Annotated in this window: 21 protein-coding genes and 2 tRNA genes; 8 read left to right on the top strand and 15 right to left on the bottom strand. The window is 39.4% G+C overall.

The genetic code is table 11. The features are described from left to right. Position 1: 1 nt before the first annotated feature. From FAZ15_RS15425 to FAZ15_RS15405, 5 genes are all read right to left on the bottom strand, one after another. Complete coding sequence (locus tag FAZ15_RS15425; RefSeq protein WP_136902216.1) at positions 2-949, bottom strand: hypothetical protein; 948 nt, start codon at positions 947-949, stop codon at positions 2-4. 159 nt (positions 950-1,108) lie between these two features. After that, complete coding sequence (gene yajC / locus FAZ15_RS15420; protein WP_136902215.1) at positions 1,109-1,432, bottom strand: preprotein translocase subunit YajC; 324 nt, start codon at positions 1,430-1,432, stop codon at positions 1,109-1,111. 28 nt (positions 1,433-1,460) lie between these two features. Beyond that, complete coding sequence (locus FAZ15_RS15415) at positions 1,461-1,919, bottom strand: DUF1573 domain-containing protein (RefSeq protein WP_136902214.1); 459 nt, start codon at positions 1,917-1,919, stop codon at positions 1,461-1,463. Positions 1,920-2,082: 163 nt separating this feature from the next. Next, the gene (gene nusB / locus FAZ15_RS15410; protein WP_202912418.1) at positions 2,083-3,030 is read right to left on the bottom strand and encodes a transcription antitermination factor NusB; all 948 of its coding nucleotides are present in this window, start codon (positions 3,028-3,030) and stop codon (positions 2,083-2,085) included. Between the two features lie 48 nt (positions 3,031-3,078). Beyond that, entirely contained in the window at positions 3,079-4,146 is a 1,068-nt protein-coding gene (locus tag FAZ15_RS15405; protein ID WP_136902213.1) for a Glu/Leu/Phe/Val family dehydrogenase, read from the bottom strand. 192 nt (positions 4,147-4,338) lie between these two features. On the opposite strand from FAZ15_RS15405, the gene FAZ15_RS15400 reads away from it, so the two are divergent. The 4 genes from FAZ15_RS15400 (at position 4,339) to FAZ15_RS15385 (ending at position 10,213) form a co-directional block, all read left to right on the top strand. Further along, entirely contained in the window at positions 4,339-6,117 is a 1,779-nt protein-coding gene (locus FAZ15_RS15400) for an ABC transporter ATP-binding protein (RefSeq protein ID WP_136902212.1), read from the top strand. A gap of 68 nt (positions 6,118-6,185) precedes the next feature. Continuing rightward, on the top strand, positions 6,186-8,165 hold the full coding sequence (locus tag FAZ15_RS15395) for a DUF3857 domain-containing protein (protein ID WP_136902211.1): 1,980 nt from the start codon (positions 6,186-6,188) through the stop codon (positions 8,163-8,165). Then, positions 8,158-10,071 carry a DUF3857 domain-containing protein gene (locus FAZ15_RS15390; protein WP_136902210.1) on the top strand — a complete coding sequence of 638 codons (1,914 nt, stop codon included), beginning with the start codon at positions 8,158-8,160 and terminating at the stop codon, positions 10,069-10,071. Before FAZ15_RS15395 ends, FAZ15_RS15390 begins: the two co-directional genes overlap by 8 nt. Positions 10,072-10,139: 68 nt before the next feature. Continuing rightward, positions 10,140-10,213, top strand: a tRNA-Ala gene (locus FAZ15_RS15385). A 117-nt stretch (positions 10,214-10,330) separates the two neighbouring features. Here FAZ15_RS15385 and FAZ15_RS15380 read toward each other — a convergent pair. From FAZ15_RS15380 to FAZ15_RS15355, 6 genes are all read right to left on the bottom strand, one after another. Further along, the gene (locus FAZ15_RS15380; RefSeq protein ID WP_136902209.1) at positions 10,331-11,617 is read right to left on the bottom strand and encodes a DEAD/DEAH box helicase; all 1,287 of its coding nucleotides are present in this window, start codon (positions 11,615-11,617) and stop codon (positions 10,331-10,333) included. A gap of 151 nt (positions 11,618-11,768) precedes the next feature. Further along, positions 11,769-12,032, bottom strand: coding sequence for a 50S ribosomal protein L27 (rpmA, locus tag FAZ15_RS15375; protein ID WP_136902208.1), 264 nt, complete (start codon positions 12,030-12,032; stop codon positions 11,769-11,771). A gap of 43 nt (positions 12,033-12,075) precedes the next feature. Beyond that, positions 12,076-12,387, bottom strand: a complete 312-nt coding sequence (gene rplU / locus FAZ15_RS15370) for a 50S ribosomal protein L21 (protein ID WP_136902207.1) — start codon at positions 12,385-12,387, stop codon at positions 12,076-12,078. Between the two features lie 148 nt (positions 12,388-12,535). After that, positions 12,536-12,979 (bottom strand): Hsp20/alpha crystallin family protein, encoded by a 444-nt coding sequence (locus FAZ15_RS15365; protein ID WP_136902206.1) that lies wholly within the window; start codon positions 12,977-12,979, stop codon positions 12,536-12,538. A gap of 418 nt (positions 12,980-13,397) precedes the next feature. Continuing rightward, complete coding sequence (gene folB / locus FAZ15_RS15360; RefSeq protein WP_136902205.1) at positions 13,398-13,760, bottom strand: dihydroneopterin aldolase; 363 nt, start codon at positions 13,758-13,760, stop codon at positions 13,398-13,400. Between the two features lie 87 nt (positions 13,761-13,847). Then, the gene (locus FAZ15_RS15355; RefSeq protein WP_136902204.1) at positions 13,848-14,027 is read right to left on the bottom strand and encodes a hypothetical protein; all 180 of its coding nucleotides are present in this window, start codon (positions 14,025-14,027) and stop codon (positions 13,848-13,850) included. A 67-nt stretch (positions 14,028-14,094) separates the two neighbouring features. Here FAZ15_RS15355 and FAZ15_RS15350 point away from each other — a divergent pair, with 67 nt between their 5' ends. Then, a complete protein-coding gene (locus FAZ15_RS15350) occupies positions 14,095-14,835 on the top strand; it encodes a 3-keto-disaccharide hydrolase (RefSeq protein WP_136902203.1) in 741 nt (246 codons plus the stop codon). Positions 14,836-14,879: 44 nt separating this feature from the next. Further along, complete coding sequence (locus FAZ15_RS15345) at positions 14,880-17,138, top strand: S9 family peptidase (protein ID WP_136902202.1); 2,259 nt, start codon at positions 14,880-14,882, stop codon at positions 17,136-17,138. Between the two features lie 50 nt (positions 17,139-17,188). Here FAZ15_RS15345 and FAZ15_RS15340 read toward each other — a convergent pair whose 3' ends face one another. Beyond that, positions 17,189-18,883, bottom strand: coding sequence for a protein-disulfide reductase DsbD family protein (locus FAZ15_RS15340; RefSeq protein WP_136902340.1), 1,695 nt, complete (start codon positions 18,881-18,883; stop codon positions 17,189-17,191). A gap of 128 nt (positions 18,884-19,011) precedes the next feature. Beyond that, positions 19,012-20,079, bottom strand: a complete 1,068-nt coding sequence (locus FAZ15_RS15335) for a PLP-dependent cysteine synthase family protein (RefSeq protein WP_136902201.1) — start codon at positions 20,077-20,079, stop codon at positions 19,012-19,014. A gap of 191 nt (positions 20,080-20,270) precedes the next feature. Between FAZ15_RS15335 and FAZ15_RS15330 the strand changes: the two genes are divergently transcribed. Then, entirely contained in the window at positions 20,271-20,729 is a 459-nt protein-coding gene (locus tag FAZ15_RS15330; protein ID WP_136902200.1) for an Lrp/AsnC family transcriptional regulator, read from the top strand. Between the two features lie 114 nt (positions 20,730-20,843). Here FAZ15_RS15330 and FAZ15_RS15325 read toward each other — a convergent pair whose 3' ends face one another. Together FAZ15_RS15325 and FAZ15_RS15320 are read right to left on the bottom strand one after the other, a co-directional pair. Next, on the bottom strand, positions 20,844-21,053 hold the full coding sequence (locus tag FAZ15_RS15325) for a hemolysin III family protein (protein ID WP_136902199.1): 210 nt from the start codon (positions 21,051-21,053) through the stop codon (positions 20,844-20,846). Positions 21,054-21,575: 522 nt separating this feature from the next. Further along, positions 21,576-21,649, bottom strand: a tRNA-Pro gene (locus FAZ15_RS15320). 304 nt (positions 21,650-21,953) lie between these two features. Between FAZ15_RS15320 and rplS the strand changes: the two genes are divergently transcribed. Beyond that, positions 21,954-22,301 carry a 50S ribosomal protein L19 gene (gene rplS, locus FAZ15_RS15315; RefSeq protein WP_136902198.1) on the top strand — a complete coding sequence of 116 codons (348 nt, stop codon included), beginning with the start codon at positions 21,954-21,956 and terminating at the stop codon, positions 22,299-22,301. Positions 22,302-22,336: the final 35 nt, after the last annotated feature.

Below are 22,336 nucleotides of genomic sequence, written 5' to 3'. Positions count from 1 at the left end.
ATTATTTTCTGACGAAAAAATCCACATTTTGCGGTTCAATCTTAATAATCTTACTAAAATCAGGAACCTGGGTCAATATGACGGGTAGGCTAGTGACACCATTCTCAACCCAACTTTCCAAATCAACAACTGCTTCAAAGTCCCTGGCAGACCATTTGTTATAATCTTTTAATGACACCAAGGTAGTGATGGTGACCTTACTTGGAACAGTTCGTACAGATGTAAATTTTCTGGCATTTTCAATCTTTAAAGGTATCTCGATCACCTTTTCCGTAAGTTCTCCTACCGGAATCACGATTTCTGCAATCGTAGGATAAATTGATATATTCGTACGTTGATTGCGGTTGATATTAGCTACCGTTCGTACATCCGTTTGGATTTGTATCCCTCGAATCGTATCCGTCTCCAAAAACTCAATATTAGCCACATCCTCTAATGGGCCTGTAATGGTAACATATGCCGGATTTACCCTGGTTTCTCCCGTGATGCCATACTGCTTACGAAAGGTGATATTATAAGGCACTTTTACAGGCACTTTCCGCTGGGTTTGTTTCGAAAAATCGAAGTAAAGCGTATCTGGGGCAACGTGAGTTACCTGCTTATTTGCCGGAAATTGTCGATTAATAAATCCTAATTGATTACTGAACACAATAAAGTTTCGACTCTTCAGATTACTGAGATCCACCTGGATATTAGAACTGTCCGGATTAAATTTACTGAACAACAGATCCCAACCACTCATTTTTACGCGCACGTTGACTGTATCTGACTGAAGCGGATGAAAAGCTCTTTTTTCGGGAATATTAATATATTCTATTCCGGTCTTCAATGTAACGGTGTATTTATTAGAAATCGCAATTAAGGTCCAAGCAATAAACGAAATAATAATACAACGCACAAATATCGAAATCTTCCGACGCTGGTTCTTATTAAATCTTCTTTGCTTCATTACACAAAGTTAATAAATAGTCTGGGATCAATCTTAAAAAGTAGGAGTATAATAAAAACGAAGGTTTAATTTAAACAATTTATCTAAGCTACGATCTACTATAAAACAACAAAGCCATTCAGAAGTGAACGGCTTTGAATAATACCTTTTGAAAATAAATTACGCTTTTTTCGCGCCTTCTCCATTTGCCAAACGCGATGCTTCTAAAGAGACCGCCGATTTGTCAAAACGCATTTTCACACCAGAACCTACATCAACCAAAAACGTCGTGTCACTCACTTCCACGATTCTTCCGTGAATACCTGCCGTAGTTACTATCTTTGAATTCACCCCTAGTTCTTCGATATATTTTTTGTGATCCTTTTGCTTCTTCATTTGCGGTCTGATCATGAAGAAATAAAATACCACGACGATTAAAATCATTGGTAAGAAGCTATATATACTGCTTCCACCTGTTGCTGCTTGTAATAAAACTGTTAACATTATTTGTTCTTTTTAATTGATTACTTATTTATTTTTCTACTACCGCGCCTTTAATTTGGACCGTAGTTACTTTATTCATAGCATTAGAACTCACCGTAACTATTTTTTGTTGGGTCCCGACTTGTCCTTGACTATTAAAGCTCACTTTTATCTCACCTTCTTTCCCAGGTAATATCGGATCTTTCGTATAATCCGGAGTCGTACATCCACATGAAGCACTTACCGCAGAAAGGATAACAGGCTCTTCACCCGTATTTTTAAATTTAAAGACATGATTCACCACTTCGCCTTCCTTAATAGTACCAAAGTCAAAAGCATCTTCTTCAAATTCGATCTTACCTTTACCAGACAACGGCTCGGTGTTCTCCGTAGGCGTGACCACTTCGGCAGGATCCACTTTACTTGCTTCATCTGTCTTTGGTTGATTGTTACAAGCTGCGAAGAAAACGACTGCAGCGAGACCTATACCCAATTGTTTTAATTTCATCCGTATACTAATTATATTTATTATTCATATGTATATATTTGTTTTTTTAATTATCATATGGAATATCCAAACCATATTCATTCGTGTTTGTGCAGTTCTGCTACATGGATATTTCATATGATTCCTTGTATCCGCAGCTCACAGACACGTAGATACATATATACTAATCTTTTAATCCCCGACCGACCTTGCGGATACGGCCTTGTTTAGTCAAGTCCGCTAAAATTTTGTCCAGTATACCATTTATAAATGTATTACTTTTTAGCGTACTAAAAGATTTAGACAACTCAATATACTCATTTATCGTCACTTTCACGGGGATACTTGGAAAATTTATCAATTCACTGATAGCCATACGCATTAACAAAGTATCCATCAACGCGATACGATCTGCCTCCCAATTTTTTGTTTTATCCGATATGAGTTGTTGATACTCCGGCGTGTAACGGATAGTTGTCTTCAATAACTCCTCAATAAACTCGCTGTCTTCATCCCAACTAGGTGTTAAATCTGCTAATTTATTCTGTGATGGATTTTCCGAACTAAAATTTTTGAATGTCTTAGCAACCATCGCTTGAAGAACTTCCTTATCTACCGACCAATTGATAAATTTTTCTTCGAAAACCTGTTCAATTTCTACCGTTTTAAGGATGATTTTTTTAAAGATATATTTAATGATATCCTTCTCTCCTCCGATACTGCGATCATCGCCGGATAGGTATTCCAAATAAGCTTCCGAATCCTTCAACTGCGCAAATATCGAGCGAACAATCTCAGGATCAAACTCCCAAGATACCTTATATTTTTTGACCAGCTCCAGGTATTCACGATTCTGACGGAGCGATTCAATAAAAGTATTCGTGTTTAATTTGGTAGTAAGGATTTTATCCTTTTCTGTCGGTAAAAATTTTGCAGCACGACTTTCAGCATCCAATACCACGTATTCAGCCACTTCATCCAATAAATTCAGCGTCCAAATGTACATTTCACTTACTTCTTCAACACTTTTGAAAAGCGCCTTTTGAAAATCTTTAACTTGTTTATCTTCTGACAAGCTATACGCATAAAGCGTCTGCATTACTTTCACCCTAAGGTGTCTTCTATTAAGCATATTTATTTAAAGAACGATTGTTTGAATAAAGAACGATTTTTGTATTTATTATCTTTTTAATTTCCCGATATCCTTAATACGGCTCTCTGCAATTTGTTGAGCAGCTTCAAACGTAGTAATTCCTTCTTCTCGGGATTTTTGAATTACATGTCGGGTGGCGCTATAAATATTTCTAATCAAAGATTCAGTACGCTCAACACCATACCCTTCCAATTCGGAGAAACAACTGATTAACGCACCTGAATTAATCAAGAAATCTGGCGTATAGAGAATATTGTGATCTCTTAGCGCCTGAATATCAGCCTTTTCATCTTTTAATTGATTGTTTGCTGAGCCCGCTATAATTTTACAACGCATCTTTGGAATTGTCTCCGTATTGACAGTTCCGCCAAGCGCACATGGAGCATACACATCTACATCCAACTCATAACTTGTCGAATACTGAATAGGTTCAGCTTTGTACTTCGCTGCAATCTTCATTTTACGTTCTTCGGTCATATCCGACACATAAACCCGCGCATTTTCTGCACGCAACATGGCCACTAATTGTTCGCCTACACTTCCTACACCTTGTACGGCAACCTTACGCCCAGCTAAAGAATCATCGCCGTAAAGTTCTTTGATAGCGGCTTTAATACCGTAAAAAACACCTTTCGCAGCAAAAACCGTAGTGTCCCCTCCCCCATTAAGAGCGGTAGGTAGACCTGCAACGTAACTAGTTTCCGCATGAATATATTCTAAATCCTTTTGAGAAGTACCTACATCAATAGAAGCAATAAAGTTTCCATTTAGACCTTCAATAAATTTCCCAAAACGACGCATCAACACTTCCGTTTTATCTGTTCTATTATTACCGATAATAATAGCGCAGCCTCCTCCTAAATTTAATCCGGCTAAAGACGCCTTGTATGTGATCGCCTGCGACAGGCGCAACGCGTCATCAATAGCTTCCTCTTCTGACGCATACGGCAACATCCGTACGCCACCGATCGCAGGACCTAATGTTGTATCGTGAATAGCTACAATCGCCTTCAATCCAATCTCCGGATCATTGCAAAAGAAAAGATTTTGGTGTCCTAAAGGACGCATTAAATCAAAAATAGAAGTATTTTGCATATCTAATAATACAAATTATGGTCGCTTTATGACTTTGCAAAAATACAAATAAAATCCTTCTTCAATGTAATTATTCAAACATAAAATATCTATGCCAGCATGAATGAATATTGCAGAAAGAAAACACACCATAAAAAACAACTGCTTTTTTATGCAAAGCAATTTATCTAAGTTTGTAATCTTAAAGCACAAATGAAAGAACTCGCATATCTTAATAAATACTTTTACAAATACCGTTGGCATTTGGTTCCCGGTGTTATTTTCGTTGTTATCTCCAATTATTTTGGCATTCTACCTGCAAAAGTAATACGGGAGGCTTTCGATTTGGTTAAAGAAAACATCGACTTATACAGACTATACAACGGCTTTGAAAGACAAGATATCATCTATAATATATTTGGCAGCAGTTTACTTTTCTTTGGAGCAGTAGTACTTTTACTCGCATTACTCCGTGGGGTTTTTCTATTCTTAATGCGTCAAACTATCATCTTAACCTCAAGACGTATAGAGTACGATTTAAAAAATGAGATTTATGCACATTATCAAGATTTAGATTTTTCGTTTTTCAGAAAAAATAATACTGGAGACCTAATGAATAGAGCTACAGAAGATGTGAATCAGGTAAGAAATTATCTTGGTCCGGCTATTATGTACGCCATTAACACCATTGTACTTTCCATTATGATTATCTACGCCATGTACGATGTTAATCCTACCTTGGCCACATACGCATTATTACCTATCCCTATTATATCCGTCATTATTTTATTTGTAAATCGCATCATAAACAAAAGGAGTACACGCATTCAGGCTCAGCTTTCCAAATTATCTTCTTTTGTACAGGAGACATTTTCCGGTATCCGTGTAATAAAGACCTATAATCGCGAAGGAGATAAAATGGATGAATTTGCAAAAGAGAGTAACATATACCGCAATACATCCCTCGATTTAGTCCGTATACAAGCTGTTTTCTTTCCTTTAATTATTTTTTTAGTGGGATTCAGCACAATTATCACCGTGTATATCGGAGGGATTGAAGTAAATAAGGGAACCATTACGGCCGGCAACATTGCCGAATTTATCATGTATGTGAATCAGCTGACTTTTCCTGCTATGTCTTTAGCATGGGTTACTTCCCTCATTCAGCGAGCGGCTGCTTCACAAAAACGAATCAATGAATTCTTAAAAACAGAGCCCGAAATAAAAAACGGTATGGTCAACCGGACTTTACATGGCGATATCGTTATAGAAAATCTTTCCTTTACCTATCCAGAAACAGGAATAAAGGCTATTGACAATCTGAGTGTACATATTCCTGCCGGAAAAACCCTAGCCGTAATTGGCAAAACAGGCTCTGGCAAATCGACTTTAGCTAATTTATTGCTCCGCATGTACGATGCCGATCAAGGAACAATCGAATATGATGATACGGCTATTGAGCAGTACGACTTTAAAAACTTACGTCAGCAAGTGGGATTCGTACCGCAGCAGGTGTTCCTATTCTCCGATACTATTGCGAATAATATTGCTTTCGGATTAGACGAATGTGAAGATGAACGCATAGAACAAGCTGCGAAAGATGCGGCAGTCTATGAAAATATCATGGCTTTTGATGAAGGATTCCAAACACATATTGGCGAAAGAGGCATCACCCTGTCAGGAGGCCAAAAACAACGTGTTTCTATCGCCCGGGCCCTAGCTAAGGATCCAGAAATATTAATATTTGACGATTGCCTATCTGCCGTAGACACCAAAACCGAAGAAGAAATATTGCACAATCTCGGTCGTATCATGAAGGGAAAAACTTCTATTTTTATTGCACACCGCGTTTCTACGATAAAAAACGCAGATCATATTATTGTCCTTGACAACGGTAGAATTGTTGAAGAAGGCGATCACAATGAGTTACTGGCATTAGCAGGTGTATATGCTGAACTCCATGAAATGCAATTACTTCAAAGTGTAGACTAGAACTTCTTGTTTGGCCGATAAATAATTTCTATCTTACCTCCTCATTATTAACTTTTGTTGAACCCCGTATGAGGATTATACTTCTCCTTTTAGGAATATTATTTGGCCATTTTTCTTTTGGACAGTTTGTCGAACTTGATCCAATTAGACACAGTGATTTTTCAGTGGATTACACACAGCTCGACAGCAATGCACGCGCTGTAGTCATATCAGAATTGGGGAAAACAACGGTAGACCTTGTAGAAGCAGAGCGGTCTATTCGCGTCCTGCACCGCTATGCGATTCGAATTAAAATAAACAAAAAAGAAGGATACGACAAGGCTAACTTCTCCCTTCCCCTTTATAAATATGGAGGAGACTTCGAGACGATAGAAGATGTAAAAGCCAAAACTTACAACCTAACAGAAAATAAAATTAGCATTTCGGAACTGAAGAGTAAAGATATCTATAGCGAAAATAAAACACCATACGTAAAACTAAGCAAATTCACCTTGCCTGATGTACGCGAAGGATCAGTCATTGATATTGAATATACTATTATATCGCCCAATATTTTCAATTATAGAAACTGGGAATTTCAATCCGATATTCCAAAACTTAAAAGTACTTATACCGCAATAATTCCGGCATTGTACAAATACAATGTGACCCTTCGGGGAGCCCTGAAATTGGAAGATGTAAAATCCAAAGTACTGCGGGAATGTTTTCGGGTCGGAGGAGCAAAAGCCGATTGTTCTGAATTGACTTACTCCATGAAAAACATACCCGCCTTTGAAGAAGAGGACTATATGTTATCTCCGCAAAACTACATTTCTTCCATCAATTTTGAAATGGAAGAAGCGCAGCATTTAAATGGTTCGAAACAAACCTATACGAAAAAATGGAGCGACGTAGACCGTGAATTGATGACTGAGAAGGATTTTGGTGGCCAGATAAAAAAGACCAAATTTTTTCTTGGAATCCTCCCCGACTCCATACTATCTCAAAAAGACGTACACGCAAAAGCCAAGTTAATTTATTCCCATATACAAAGCAGAATAAAATGGAATAACATGTACGGGAAATACAGTCAGTTCGGCGTAGAAGAAAGTTATGAAAAAAGATCAGGCAATGTTGCCGATCTGAATCTCTCCCTTATAGCGGCCTTAAATGCAGCAAATATAGAAGCCTATCCCATACTGGTTTCCACGCGTGAAAACAGCCTCCCAAATCCGCTACATCCCGTTTTAACCGATTTTAACTATGTCATTGCGGGCATCAAAACCGGCAACGAAACGATACTAGCCGATGCCAGTGAAAATTTGCTCAGTTTTGGCGAGTTGCCTTTACGCTGCATAAATGAAAGAGGCCGCATCATTTATTCACGAAAATCATCCGAATGGATTCCCTTGGAAAACAAGACTAAATCCCTGACCGCTTATTCTTTCAGTGGCAAATTAGATCTTTCTGGAAAATTAATTGGCAGCCTGACCATCACCTACGATGGTTTGGATGCACTGCGCAAAAGAAAAGAAATACTAAGGTACCCATCCATTGAAGAGTACGAAGAAAAATTAGATGAGCGACTGACAAATATGTCATTGGCAAATATAGACATACAGAACCTGGAGAATCCGGATCTTCTACTATCCGAGCAGTTTGATGTAATAGTCGACGTAGGGAGCACCGATATTCGGTCTAATTCGGTCTTTAACCTTAACCCCATCTTCATCGACCGCATCACACGGAATCCGTTTAACTTAGATGAACGGACATATCCCGTAGACCTCGGATCACAACGGGAAGAGCGACACCATTTCAGCATTATCCTGCCCGAAGGAGTCACCGTCCAATCCAGTCCAAAGGCAGCGAACCTCACCCTCCCCGACGGGGCGGCACGATACGTTTACAAAAACAGTATAGATGACAATGTTTTGATGGTACAGCAGAATCTTTCTTTGAATAAAGCCGTATACAACACAGATGAATATTTCTTTTTAAAGGAGCTCTTTTCGCGGGCAATCCAACACTTGAAAGTTGATTATATTTTAAAATACAGCAATGAATAACCGATTAATTTTAGCCTTTTTTCTATTTCTATTTATTCAGTTTAATCTTCTTGGACAGGAGTATGCTGTTGAGAGGATACCTGTTGAATTAAAAAGTCGTGCTACAGCTGTAGTACGGCATGAATCCATCAACATGGACATGAGGAATGAAACCAATATTGTTGAATCCGTAACCCGTGCCATCACCATCTTAAACAAAGCTGGTGAATCCCATGCTGAATTACTTTTATTTTACGACAAAAGCAAGTCCATAAAAGAGGTGAAAGGTGCAGTGTACAATGAATTCGGTATCCAGACGAATAAGTTCAACTTAAAAGATTTTAAAGATTACAGCGCCACGGGACAGGTGAGCATGTATGATGATGTACGCGTAAAACATTATCAACCTTCCACCCTAGTTTACCCATACACGATTGTTTACTCCTATGAGATAAAACACAGTCAGAATCTTTTTATCCCGTATTGGAGACCTAATTATTATTCCGATTTGGCCATCGAAAAAAGCAGTTACCAATTTCAATGTCAACCCCAGCAGGTGCTACGTATCAAAGCGGAAAACATCCCTTCTGAAGCAAAAGTTGAAACAACAGATAAATCCAAAATCTATATTTGGACAGCGACTAATCTTTCCGCACGCAAAGATGAACCATTTTCCCCCATAAAATATACCGAAGAAATCTGTGTCAAAGTCGTGCCCGAAAATTTCAAATATTACAAAAAGGGAGGCCAGGTGAACGATTGGAAACAATTTGGGAAATGGGTTTACGACGATCTATTAAAGGATAAAAAAGATCTCCCTCAGGCTGCGAAAAACAACGTAAGAGATATCATCAAAGATATCGAATCGCCCAAAGCGAAGGCAAAGGCATTGTACGAATACATGCAACGCAAAACACGATACATCAGCATACAAGTGGGAATAGGTGGCTTAGAACCATTTCCAGCATCCTATGTCGAACGATTAGGATACGGCGACTGTAAAGCCTTAGTAAATTATATGCAGGCTCTCTTGGACGAAGCAGACATCCCTTCCTATTACTGTATCGTGGAGGCCGGCAATGCCAAGAAAAGTCTGGATACAGAATTTGCAAATGCGGTAGATGGTAATCACATTATTCTTTGTATACCTTTTGAAGGCGATACGACATGGCTTGAATGTACAAGTCAAAAACAACCTTTCGGATTCCTGGGAGATTTTACCGACGACAGACTGGTATTAGCTTGTACCGAAGAGGGCGGAAAAGTACTTCGCACGCCGAAATACAATTGGGCCCAAAATCAACAAATCAGAAATGCAGCCCTCCAGGTGCAACCTGATGGAACGGTGACCGGACAAATCAAAACGACTTTTAGCGGAGCTCAGTTTGACAATCATTTTAGTAACATTTTTAAGAATCCGGTCGACCAAAATAAAACGTTGAAAGAGTATTATGATGTAGACAATATATACTTCAACAAGGTGAATTATGAAATCAGCGACGCAGATGGCCCGGTTGTAGTTGAAGAACTGGATATCAACATTAAGAGTTATGTTGTAAAAAGTGGCAACAACATCATTATACATCCGAATATTTTCAATATATCGCGGACCATTCCAGAATCTAGAAACCGTAAAAACCAACTTTATATCAATCGGGGATACACCGATGTTGATGAATTGACCTTTGAACTTTCTGAAGAAATCAAAGGAAAAATCATGCCGGTACACAAAGTTTTGGAAAGCCCAATGGGAGCATACCGCTTGGCAATAAAACAAGAAGACAACCGTATCCATTTTTACAGAAAATTGGAAATCAAGGAAGGCCTTTATGCTTCAGAAGATTACCAAAAATATTTCGATTTCATGAAAGAGGTTTCGGCATCGGACAAAGGGAAATATAATCTCCCTCTTGCAGTAAACGAATAATAATTTACTTTTATAGGTCAATCAACTTGCATATAAAATTGAATTTATCTATACTTGCAGAATATAATGGGGGATTAGCTCAGTTGGCTAGAGCGTTTGGCTGGCAGCCAAAAGGCCATCGGTTCGAATCCGATATTCTCCACCCCATTTAAACATACAAGAAGAGGGATCGCTTTTAGCAATCCCTCTCTTTTTTTAATATTATTACCTCACATAACGTCATCACGAGGAGGAACAACTTGGCGATCTAAAAACAACACTATACCTGTCTTCTTCTCCGTTCTTTACTCGTAGGTTTGCTTTTACGATGACGGTTGTCCGGCTTCCCTGTAGCAGGAGCAGCGGGCTTGCCTTTTCCACCTTTGCCCGCCTTTACACTCACGGACGATTTGGCTACAAAACCGGGCGACATCGTAAGTCCTTCCATCTCCATGACCGGAAGTGCTATTCCGATCGTTTTTTCAATGTCCTGCACATACGGTATTTCTTCTACGTCGCATAGTGAAATAGCAAATCCTTCTGCCCCAGCTCTACCGCTCCGACCGATACGATGCACATAAGATTCCGGTACATTCGGTATTTCATAATTGATAACATATTTCAATAAGTCAATATCAATCCCTCGCGCCGCAATATCCGTAGCCACCAATACCTTTATTTTTTTATTTTTAAAGTCCTCTAATGCCCGTTGGCGTTGATTTTGAGATTTATTACCATGAATAGCCGCTGAAGAAATCTCATACTTAAATAAAACCTTCACCAATTTGTCAGCACCGTGTTTCGTCCGTGTAAATACCAAAACACTGTCATGAACATCATTCTTTAACAACTGCAAAAGTGCTTTATTTTTATTCGCCTTCTCGACATAATATAGTGTTTGCTGAATAGTTTCGGCCGTTGTAGACTCTGGTGTCACTTCTACTTTCACCGGGTTGTGCAATATGCTATCAGCAAGACTCTGAATTGCTTTCGGCATCGTTGCCGAAAAAAACAAGGTTTGACGATTCTGAGGGATCACCTGTAATACCCTCTTCACATCGTGAATAAAACCCATATCCAGCATACGATCTGCTTCATCCAAGACAAAGATCTCAATCTGGTGAATGGACAGTACTTTCTGGTTCATCAAGTCCAATAATCTTCCCGGTGTGGCTACTAAAATATCAACCCCCGCTTTTATTTGGTTAACTTGGGAGAATTGATTTACCCCACCAAAAATAACGGCATGTTTTAATTTTAGATTTTCACCATACTCTTGAAAAGATTCATCAATCTGAATTGCCAGTTCCCGAGTCGGAGTTAGGATTAGGGCACGAATGGTGCCTCTTTTTTGACCCTGCGGTTTTGTATTATTTAGTAGTTGGAGGATAGGAATGGCAAATGCTGCCGTTTTACCTGTCCCTGTCTGTGCACAGCCCAGTAAATCTTTTCCTTTTAGGACTTCCGGTATAGCTTGTGCTTGTATCGGCGTAGGTGTTTTGTACCCTAATGTATCAAGTGCTGCAAGAATAGGCGCACTAACCTTTAAATCTTTGAAAGTTGTCATTCAATAATTTTAAGACAATAAATATACTGCCTAGTGAATATTTTACTTTCAAATCCGTGTGAAAGTAGCACGAAATAGAACTGAAGTCTATTCAAAAAAACAAAGCCGTTAAGCAAAAACTTAACGGCTTTGTTTTGTATTGTACCAATTCTTAGTTTTGTTCAACAGGAAGTACTGAAACATAAGATTTGTTGTTCGCTTTTTTACGAAAAACAACGGTACCTTCTACTAAAGCGTATAATGTATGGTCTTTACCAATACCCACATTAGCATCAGGGTTGTGTTGCGTACCACGTTGACGAACGATGATGTTCCCAGCGATAGCTTTTTGACCACCGAAAATTTTGATACCTAATCTCTTACTGTGTGACTCACGGCCGTTCTTAGAACTACCCGCACCTTTTTTATGTGCCATTTCTTTATCTTAATTTATGACTTTCGTCAGATTAAAAATTCAATTATAAACTGATACCAGTAATCTGGATTTTAGAAAATTTTTGACGGTGACCGTTTTTCTTCTTGTAACCTTTACGACGTTTTTTCTTGAAAACGATAACTTTATCACCTTTTAAATGAGACAAAATCGTAGCCGAAACTTTAGCGCCTGAGATACTTGGAGTACCTACAGTAAATTTACCACCATCTTCTGCTAACAATATGTTGTCAAATTCAATACTAGCGCCTTCTTCTCCTTGTAAACGGTGCACAAAAAGATACTGGTCTTTTGCAACCTTAAATTGCTGTCCTGCTATATTTACTATTGCGTACATTGTTATTTAATATATTTTGTTAATATTTAATGAACCGCAAAGATAGAAGTTTCTTTTTAATCTTGCAAGTATATTTTAAACTCCGTTTTTTACACATAGAAAGGCCTCCGCTTTCGCAGAGGCCTTTCGCTCCAAATCATCTGTCCCGTTACTTCACTTCAATTAATCTTTTTGCGACTATAGCTTCTTCTTTCTTACCTATTTTCACATGAAGAATACCATCTGTATAGCTGGCATCTATACTGCTATAGTTTACCGTATCAGGCAATGTAAACGATCTTGTAAAAGAGGTATAACTGTATTCTTTTTTACTGTACAATTTATCTTCTACTTCATTTTCATCCTTTTTCTCTACGGAGATAGAAATGATGTTTTTATCTACATTAATTTTGAAATCCGACTTTTGTAAGCCCGGAGCCGCCAATTCTATACTAAATGCGTCTTGTGTCTCTGTGATATTTACCGCAGGAACTCGGGTTACTAAACGATCTGTGATAAATGAATCATTGAATAAATTGTCGAATACACTGTTTACAAATGGATTTACACCGTCTGTATTTACTGCTTTGGTTGGAAATTTGATTAATGCCATTTTATGATCCTCCTATTAAGTTTAATTTTTATTTTTTATAAATTAACAACGATTGGAATTATTCAATTTATATACCAATCGTATTTTTTCTTAAAAAAGAGACAAAATGTCATTTTAAAACAAATACACAGGACAAATAGTCATTAACTCGTGTTGATATTCTAATCCTATGGATCCGGATTAGGGATACGTATATTGTGTCTTCTATAAACATTGGCATCTTATGGATTCAGAGAAATTCGTGCTTTGCAACATTTTAATGGGACATTCCGTAAGGATTGTACGGTTGTCTGTTTGTCCCGGAGGGATTACATGTTGATAGCAAAATGTGTATTCGATCGGGGGCGACCCCGCTAGGGGTCGAATGCACCGCATCTTCTATCTAGAAACATTCGAATCCTACGGATTCTTCTTTTATTTAATCCCTGGCATAATTCAGGGAGACCTTAGAGTTTGCTAAGTCTCCTCCGAACGGTGGGTTGGTCTTCCGAATAGAAATATCCACGCGGGAGACAAAGTTATATTTCTTAAGCAGCAGATCAAGGATATCTTCGGCAGCAGATTCTAACAACTTTCTCTTTGGAGACATCACCTCTACCAACACCTGATACAGCTCCTCATAATTGACCGTATTTTTCAAATCCTCGGCATCTGGATTTTCAAATGGGAAGCAAACTTCTACATCGATATAAAATTCATTACCCAGCAGCTGCTCTTCTTCATAAAAGCCGATAGGAGAAAAAAAACGGACCTCAGTAAGTGCTACCTTTTGTATAACCATGATCTAATATACAAAAAATCCGAGAACACCACACAAGAAATTCGCCGTGTCTAGGAAATACAATTAAATTTTTCACGTTTTATTTTTTTAAAATCTTCCTGAAGGCGATGACAGCAGGACGTCCCCTCGTCTACGAGGACTGATTTCCGACATAAAGGGTACCTCAATCTCGACACCATTTGTCGTAACCTCCATACCGTTTACCTCATCCGTCATAAAGGATGCCTCAATCTCCATGTCGATTCGTACATTCGGATAAATTTTCATGTATTTCTACTCGATTATAATTGCCGATAAAAGCAAAATTATCTAAGTTTATAAAAAATCAATCCATATGCATAATAAATCTTATTTTCTGATACTTATCCTAACGGGGCTATTTTTATGTGGTAACGGACAGACCAAGTTCCAACCCCAAGACACCGAATTCTATGAGCCTAAAATCCGAACCGTCACAACCTCCGACAATCAGGCACCGAGCGATGCAATCGTACTTTTCAATGGCACAGGTCTTTCGCAATGGTGTAGTGCCAATGACAGCATCAAAGAAGCCAATTGGCACATCGAAAACGGAATGCTACAGGTGAGACCAGGAACCGGAAACATTCGTACGAAGGAAAACTTTGAAGATTTCCAACTCCATGTAGAATGGAAAAGTCCCGAAGTAATCAAAGGCGAAGGACAAGGTCGAGGGAATAGTGGTATTTTCCTGCAAGGGTACTACGAAATCCAGGTTTTAGACAACAATAACAATCCAACTTATGTAAACGGACAAGCAGGCTCGCTCTACAAGCAGCAACCTCCTTTGGTCTCCGCGGTGAAAAATCCCGGAGAATGGCACAGCTACGACATCCTGTACACAGCCCCCCGCTATAATAGTGACGGGATCCGGATTCGAAAAGGAAGTGTTACCGTAATCCATAATGGTGTTGTTGTACAATACAACACGGAAATTGCCGGAACTACAGAATACATCGGAATGCCTCGGGTAGTCGCTCATGGTACCGGCCCCATCGTATTGCAAGATCATGGCGACTTGGTGCAGTTTCGGAATATCTGGCTACGGAAACTATAAAACCGAAATAATCCTTAATTTTGCTCAGATTTTTAAAAAAATATATGCATAAATTCCTAGCCTTATTTTTTCCCGCAAGTATCTGTCCTAAATGGTCATCAAGAACCTGCAGAACATTTTTATCGCTGTTAGCAGTACCGCTAATCTTGCAAGTTTTATTTGGTTTTACCTGCGCCTACGGTCAGCGAAACTTTACTATAGATGAGACCGTTTATGGTCCGGGAAGATTTTCTCCGAAAACATTAATAGCACAAAAATGGATGCACACGGAAGATGCATTCACATGTCTTGATAGCACATACCAAAACTTGGTCATCCGATCCGCCAAAGACAACTGGTCGCCACAGAACCTGATTACCGTAAATCAACTTCAGTCTGCCGTTACTTCGGCTCTCCCCAACGAAAAAATTGAACTGAAATATATTCCTTTCGACTACTCCTGGACAGGAGATCAGGTATTATCCTTTTCCGCGCAGGGAGCGAACAACTCGTATGTAATCGAGTACAATACCAAATCCCAAAAAGCTACGGTAACAAGCAGTGTTCCTTCCGGCGTGTCCAATACAGAATACGGAAATGACGGCGGTAGCATAGCCTATCTGATAGGCAATAACATTGAAATCATAGATGCAGCCGGAAGAAAAGTACAAGTAACAAAGGACACGGTAGATGGCATTGTGAATGGAAGTGATTACACACATCGACAAGAATTTGGCATTAATAAAGGGATGTGGTGGAGCCCAGACAACAAAAAGCTACTGTACTACCGAAAAGATGAAACAATGGTATCTAAGTATCCCCTTCCGCAATGGGATTCACGCGTGGCAACTGTAAAAGACATCCGGTATCCGATGGCCGGAATGAAGAGTGAAGAAGTGACTCTTGTTATCTTCGACACGGATAAAAACGAACACATAACATTGCAAACCGGAGAACCCAAAGAACAATATCTCACGATCGCCACTTGGGATCCAACCGGTCAGTCCATCTATGTTGGTGTATTAAATCGCGGACAGGATCACTTAAAACTCAACCAGTACAATGCCAATACCGGAGCATTTGTAAAAACACTATTTGAAGAGAAATCTTCCACTTGGGTGGAGCCACAGCATCCGCTTACTTTTCTTCCAAAAAATAACACACAGTTTCTCTATCAAACCGATAAAGATGGCTACAACCAATTGTACCTCTATAATACAGACGGAACACTAGTCAGACACCTAGGGCATCAAGACATTATCGTCACCGATCTAACAGGATTTGACGCTAAAAGCCAAAAGGCCTACTATGTAGGAGCAGCGAAGAACGGATTGGAAAGACATCTATTTGAAGTGGAGTTAAAATCGGGTAAAACTACCCAATTGACAACAGCAAATGGTGTACATCAAGCGTCAGTGAGTTCGAGCGGTAGTTTTATTTTAGATCAGTACAGCAATTTAAATACACCAAATGTGGTTCAGGTTATTCAAACGAAAGACAAAAAGGAGCTCCCTATTATTAAGGCAGACAATCCATTTGTCGGAAAAATAAACTTACCCCGTATTGAATTCAAAGAGTTCATCTCTCCGGATGGCAAGACACCCTTAAATGCAAGGATCACTTACCCGCTGAATTTTGATAAGACAAAAGAATACCCTGTTATGATCTACCTATACGGGGGATCACATGCACAATTAGTTACCGATAGGTGGCTTGGAGGTGTAGGATATTTTGACCTCTACATGGCACAAAATGGATATGTCGTATTCACCTTAGACAATAGAGGATCGGATGCAAGAGGAAGAGATTTTACCCGTGTCACGCACCGCAACCTGGGTGAAGCCGAGATGGAAGACCAGCTAAAAGGCATCGAATACCTCAAGTCCCTTCCTTACGTAGACACGGAAAACATGGGTATATTCGGATGGAGCTACGGCGGTTATATGGCAACTTCTTTTATGACCAAGCACAACGAAATCTTTAAGGCTGCTGTCGCTGGTGGCCCGGTTATCGATTGGAAATATTATGAAGTGATGTATGGCGAGCGTTATATGGATACACCGCAGGAAAATCCTGAAGGCTACGCCAAAACTTCGCTCCTGAATAAGGCAGATCGATTAAAAGGCAATCTTTTAATTATCCATGGTGCGCAAGATCCAGTAGTCGTACAACAACATAGCATGGATTTTATTGAAAAATGCATCAAAGCAGGGAAGCAAGTGGATTACTTCCTCTACCCTAGCCATGAACACAACGTGGGCGGTAAGGATCGTATTCACCTCTATGAAAAAATAGCAAGGTATTTTGATTTGCATCTTAAATAGGAAAAGCGAGCTTTTATGCTCGCTTTTCCTATTCTTAATCCGCGTTATTATCAATTCCGTTCTTGATACGCCTTTATACCAGACTGCAGAAAAGCAGCATATTTATCGATATCATAGTTTGCGCCACTTGACTGCACAAGCAGCTCACCATCATTGCCCACCAACGCATATAACGGCTGAGAATTACTACCAAACTTACTGATCTGAAAATCTGTATTCTTTTTACCAACTGTATTTATTTTCTTTCCAGTTTGTGGAGAAATATATTGTTCCGCTTCCGCGAGCTTTAAATCATGCTCATCCACATATAATTCTACTAGAATAAATTCCTGATTAATCAAATTTCTTATTTTCTGATCAGACCACACATCCGCCTCCATCTTACGACAATTGACGCAAGTCCATCCCGTAAAATCTATCATTAAGGGTTTGTTTTGCGCTTTCGCCGCAGCAAGGGCTTCCTCATAATCGTAATAGGGATCAAATCCCTTAATCGTTGCCCGACTGTGAAAATGCGTATAATGTTTACGACCACTGGCATCTGCCGTATGTGTACCGCCCATGCTATGCACAGTCGAAATATCAAAATCCTGTGTACCTATCGGTGGCAAGAAAGCGGCTATAGATTTCAGTGGCGCTCCCCACATACCCGGTACCATATACACCACAAATGAAAAAACAACTATGGCCAGTATCGTTCGGGGAACAGACAAATAATTTAACGGACTATCGTGTGAAAATTTGATTTTACCAATAAGGTACAATCCCATCAATCCAAAGATGACAATCCATAACGAAAGGAACACTTCCCTATCCAATATTTGCCAATTATAAGCCAAGTCAACATTAGACAAAAATTTTAAAGCCAAGGCAAGCTCCAGGAATCCTAACACTACTTTCACACTATTGAGCCATCCACCTGATTTGGGCAGCGACTTCATCATGGAAGGAAACATAGCAAATAATACAAAAGGCACGGCCAATGCTAAAGAAAAACCAAACATACCAATTGCCGGCCCCAATCGTTCCCCTTTTGTAGCGGCCTCAACAAGCAGCGTGCCGATTATCGGCCCCGTACAAGAGAAGGAAACTACTGCTAGACTAGCCGACATAAAAAACAAACCTACCAAACCGCCTTTGTCCGAATTCGCATCAATTTTATTGACAAAAGAACTGGGCAGTGTAATTTCAAATGCACCAAAAAAGGAAGCTGCGAACACAACCAGTAATAGAAAGAAAAGAAAATTGAAAACACCATTCGTAGAAAGCGCATTTAATGCATCCGCACCAAACGCCATGGTAATCAACATGCCCAGGGCAACATAAATAACGATAATAAATATACCATATAACAACGCCTGCGAAACCGCTTTCCCTTTACTGCCCGACTTTTTCGTAAAAAAACTTACCGTCAATGGTACCATCGGAAAAATACAGGGCATCAGGAATGCCGCAAATCCGCCGATTAATCCCGCGATAAATATTGCCCACATTGATTGTTTCTCTGCCTGCTCAATCGGTACCCGTGTAACGACAGCATCATCACTTTCACCTTCATTGAACGACGCAGTATCAGCACCATCTGAGAAAACTACCTCATCAGAAACATCGATCAGCCCTTCCGTATCCTGAGCTCCCTCCGAAAATTCAATATCGTCAAACGAAACCAAACTATCCTCCTGCGCGAAACCAGCTCCCTGAAACAGGAAACTCATCGTTAATAAAATTTGAAAAACTATCTTCATCATAATATGCTTTTTTGGTTGATTTTATATTTTCAAAAAAGAGGTACCGATCATACTCCTGATCGGATACCCCTCACACAAACAATACCTAAAAGTTTACAATTTTAGGTTGAAACAACAGTTATATATTATCGTACACCGATCAATGGTTTCTCCAGTCTACTAATTGGCAAATACCCCGTAAACGAAAGATCACTAGACACATACCCCGGCTTAATCGGTTCTTCACGCACGAGATCAGTACTTAAATATTTTTTATTATCATCGCAGAGTAATGTTACCACTACGGCATCATCCCCAAGCTCTTCTTTTAATTTAATCGCACCGATAATATTAGCACCAGAGGAGATTCCTACAGCCAATCCCAGTTCCTTTGCTAATTTCTGCGCCATAATAATCGCATCACCGTCGCACGCTTTGATCACCCGATCTACTTCGTCCAGCTTTACAATAGCAGGAATAAATTCATCTGAAATTCCCTGAATACGGTGAGAGCCTACTTTATAGCCAGTCGTCAATGTTGGACTTTCTGCAGGTTCAAGTGGATGTATTTTAACAAACGGATTACTATTCCGGAGCTGCCTACCTACCCCCATCACCGTGCCACCGGTACCTACTCCTGCCACAAAAGCATCTGCCGCCAGTCCGACCGAGGAAAGCTGAGATACAATCTCTTTTCCCGTAGTCAATTCATGCGCCTCCACATTGAATTCATTCTCGAACTGTCTCGGCAAAAACACGCCTCCTTTTGCGGCCAACTCCTCACTTAACCTAATACTCCCGAGAAAGCCTCCCTCCTCTTTACTGACCAGCTGTATATCAGCTCCCATACTTTTTATGATGTCGATACGCTCTTTACTCAGCCAATTAGGCATAATGATTTTCACCTGATGCCCCAATGCTTTACCAATCGCCGAAAAAGAAATACCCGTGTTGCCACTTGTTGCTTCCACAATCATATCCTTGGGGTTGATCTGACAGTTCATATATGCCTTATAGAGAATATATAACGCCATACGATCCTTTATACTTCCCGTGAGATTATAGTTTTCACACTTCACGTATATCCTTCCAGCTTTTCCCTTATAGTGATACTGCAACTCCAACATGGGCGTATTACCAACCAAACACCACAGGTGTTTAAATCTACTATCCAGTTCGGGAGAAAGACACTTACTCATCACTTCTTCTATCATTTATGTTTTATTTTAAATCATTGACACACTAAAACGCTCTCCATCATTTCATCAACAAAATTGCAGTTTAACAAGATAATATTCAACACTAACACTTCTTTTCGATAATTTTTATGGAATAAACACTACAATTAAATAAATTATTCGTGAAAAATATATAATTTAGCAGAGTACCAAGAAAAAATACACTTATGCAATTAGATGATACAGACATAAAACTACTTCGCTTACTTCAGCAAGATGCTACATTGAGTAACAAAGAGTTATCTTTCAAATTACATAAATCAATAGCTGCTATTCATGAGCGGGTTAAAAAACTCAAAGCACAAGGTTATATAAAAAGGACTGTGGCTATCGTAGATCGGCATAAGATAGGAATCGGCCTTATTTCTTTTTCCCAGGTCTTTCTTAAAGCACATACGGCCGAAGTACTAAATGAGTTTGAACGCGATGTTGCGAAATTCCCTGAAGTAATGGAGTGCTATCAAATGGCAGGATCCTATGATTTTATGTTACGCATAGCTACTAAAGACATGGATGCCTACCACATGTTCCTTCGGCATAAATTGGCAGTCTTGCCCCAGGTAAATACCGTACAAACCTATTTTGTACTCTCCGAAACCAAGAGTGAGACGGCTTATTCAATATGACAAAATGGATCATTTATCGATACTGGATTAAAGACCTTTCCAATTGGGTTGGATCTTCGATATATATTCTTTTTAAAATAATAAGCTGTATCGTTATTGTTTTAAAAGTCGCACTCACATGGCCAGCAAAATAGCCACATAATGACAAATTGCTGCTGCAAGGACTAATGCGTGCCATATAGCATGCGCATTCAGATTTCTCTTATAGCTGTAAAACGCAATACCCAATGAATATAGGCCTGCCCCAACAAAAATCAACACCAACACGGCGGTGGGGAGATCGTTGAAAAATCTTTTTCCGCCGACGACCATCATCCAGCCCATCAAAAAGTAGACTTAGGGGCATAGCGGACAATATCTGATTTTTCCACTTTCATTGTATTCTGTGTTTGAACGTAAATCAAGCATATCTTTGCTTACTAATAAGTAACAATTAATTGTACAGGTCGGTTTATTTTTTTTGCAATAAGTTCCCCTTCTTATAAACAGACTTTTGAGCTAGCTACTAACCCTTTGCGATGCCGCACATTCGAACTGAGGTTCTAATTCTGCTACAAACAAAAAAAGTCCGACTTTCGTCAGACTTTTTTTGTCGGGGTGGCAGGATTGGCTCAGCCCCCCGATCCCCCAGCACGACCCTGAAGCCTCCTGCGGATCGAACCACGGTTCTCATCCCGCCACAAACAAAAAAAAGTCCGACTTTCGTCAGACTTTTTTTGTCGGGGTGGCAGGATTGGCTCAGCCCCTCGATCCCCCAGCACGACCCTGAAGCCTCCTGCGGATCGAACCACGGTTCTCATCCCGCCACAGACAAAAAAAAGTCCGACTTTCGTCAGACTTTTTTTGTCGGGGTGGCAGGATTCGAACCTACGACCTCCACATCCCAAATGTGGCGCGATACCGGGCTACGCTACACCCCGAAAAGGCATTACCTTTTTTGTGTGGCACAAATATACGGGTAAAAATGATTTTGTCAAGGACAAACACAAACATTCACATTAACACGTTGATTCATTGCAAAATATTTTTTTTTCAACGTTTCATTTCTAATATTGAAAACATCTCCTAATTGTTTATAAAAAAATATTTTTTTTCTTACCTTTGCAGTCGCTTCCAAAAGAGGTCAAAAAGTATTTTAAAAAACTTTTTTTTAATTAAAATAAAAGCTGTAATATTGCATTCCGATTTTTACAGGATATAAATCGTTAATAATTACTCGAAATCATGGATTTAGTAAAATTTGTAGAAGAACAAGCGGTCGTAAGAAATGAAAATCCCGCTTTCAAAGCAGGAGATACCATCAGCGTTCATTATAAAATTCGCGAAGGAAATAAAGAGCGTGTTCAGGTGTACCAAGGTGTAGTACTCCAATTAAACAGCGAAGGTGCCAACGCTACTTTTACCGTTCGTAAAATTTCTAACGGCATAGGTGTTGAACGTATTTTCCCTGTAAATTCGCCAAACATTGAAAAAATTGTAGTAAATAGCTATGGTAAAGTACGTCGCGCTAAATTATTCTATTTGCGCGGTCTTACTGGTAAAGCAGCCCGTATCAAAACTAGACGCGTTTAATTTTAAACACGAAACTACTTCAAAAGAAAAAGGAT

Origin of the sequence: Sphingobacterium olei (genome assembly GCF_005048855.1) — a bacterium.
Classification (GTDB): Bacteria; Bacteroidota; Bacteroidia; order Sphingobacteriales; family Sphingobacteriaceae; genus Sphingobacterium; species Sphingobacterium olei.
Note: the sequence above shows the minus strand (reverse complement) of the source record. Positions and strands in the feature narration are given on the sequence as shown.

Bases quoted from the DNA above. Each gene is read 5' to 3' on its own strand.
- FAZ15_RS15400 (WP_136902212.1), top strand. From the start codon at position 4,339: ATGAAAGAACTCGCATATCTTAATAAATACTTTTACAAATACCGTTGG.
- rplS (WP_136902198.1), top strand. From the start codon at position 21,954: ATGGATTTAGTAAAATTTGTAGAAGAACAAGCGGTCGTAAGAAATGAA.
- FAZ15_RS15405 (WP_136902213.1), bottom strand. From the start codon at position 4,146: ATGCAAAATACTTCTATTTTTGATTTAATGCGTCCTTTAGGACACCAA.
- FAZ15_RS15330 (WP_136902200.1), top strand. From the start codon at position 20,271: ATGCAATTAGATGATACAGACATAAAACTACTTCGCTTACTTCAGCAA.
- FAZ15_RS15425 (WP_136902216.1), bottom strand. From the start codon at position 949: ATGAAGCAAAGAAGATTTAATAAGAACCAGCGTCGGAAGATTTCGATA.
- FAZ15_RS15345 (WP_136902202.1), top strand. From the start codon at position 14,880: ATGCATAAATTCCTAGCCTTATTTTTTCCCGCAAGTATCTGTCCTAAA.
- FAZ15_RS15380 (WP_136902209.1), bottom strand. From the start codon at position 11,617: ATGACAACTTTCAAAGATTTAAAGGTTAGTGCGCCTATTCTTGCAGCA.
- FAZ15_RS15340 (WP_136902340.1), bottom strand. From the start codon at position 18,883: ATGAAGATAGTTTTTCAAATTTTATTAACGATGAGTTTCCTGTTTCAG.
- nusB (WP_202912418.1), bottom strand. From the start codon at position 3,030: ATGCTTAATAGAAGACACCTTAGGGTGAAAGTAATGCAGACGCTTTAT.
- rplU (WP_136902207.1), bottom strand. From the start codon at position 12,387: ATGTACGCAATAGTAAATATAGCAGGACAGCAATTTAAGGTTGCAAAA.
- FAZ15_RS15355 (WP_136902204.1), bottom strand. From the start codon at position 14,027: ATGAAAATTTATCCGAATGTACGAATCGACATGGAGATTGAGGCATCC.
- yajC (WP_136902215.1), bottom strand. From the start codon at position 1,432: ATGTTAACAGTTTTATTACAAGCAGCAACAGGTGGAAGCAGTATATAT.
- FAZ15_RS15350 (WP_136902203.1), top strand. From the start codon at position 14,095: ATGCATAATAAATCTTATTTTCTGATACTTATCCTAACGGGGCTATTT.
- FAZ15_RS15365 (WP_136902206.1), bottom strand. From the start codon at position 12,979: ATGGCATTAATCAAATTTCCAACCAAAGCAGTAAATACAGACGGTGTA.
- rpmA (WP_136902208.1), bottom strand. From the start codon at position 12,032: ATGGCACATAAAAAAGGTGCGGGTAGTTCTAAGAACGGCCGTGAGTCA.
- FAZ15_RS15390 (WP_136902210.1), top strand. From the start codon at position 8,158: ATGAATAACCGATTAATTTTAGCCTTTTTTCTATTTCTATTTATTCAG.
- FAZ15_RS15335 (WP_136902201.1), bottom strand. From the start codon at position 20,079: ATGATAGAAGAAGTGATGAGTAAGTGTCTTTCTCCCGAACTGGATAGT.
- folB (WP_136902205.1), bottom strand. From the start codon at position 13,760: ATGGTTATACAAAAGGTAGCACTTACTGAGGTCCGTTTTTTTTCTCCT.
- FAZ15_RS15325 (WP_136902199.1), bottom strand. From the start codon at position 21,053: ATGGGCTGGATGATGGTCGTCGGCGGAAAAAGATTTTTCAACGATCTC.
- FAZ15_RS15395 (WP_136902211.1), top strand. From the start codon at position 6,186: ATGAGGATTATACTTCTCCTTTTAGGAATATTATTTGGCCATTTTTCT.
- FAZ15_RS15415 (WP_136902214.1), bottom strand. From the start codon at position 1,919: ATGAAATTAAAACAATTGGGTATAGGTCTCGCTGCAGTCGTTTTCTTC.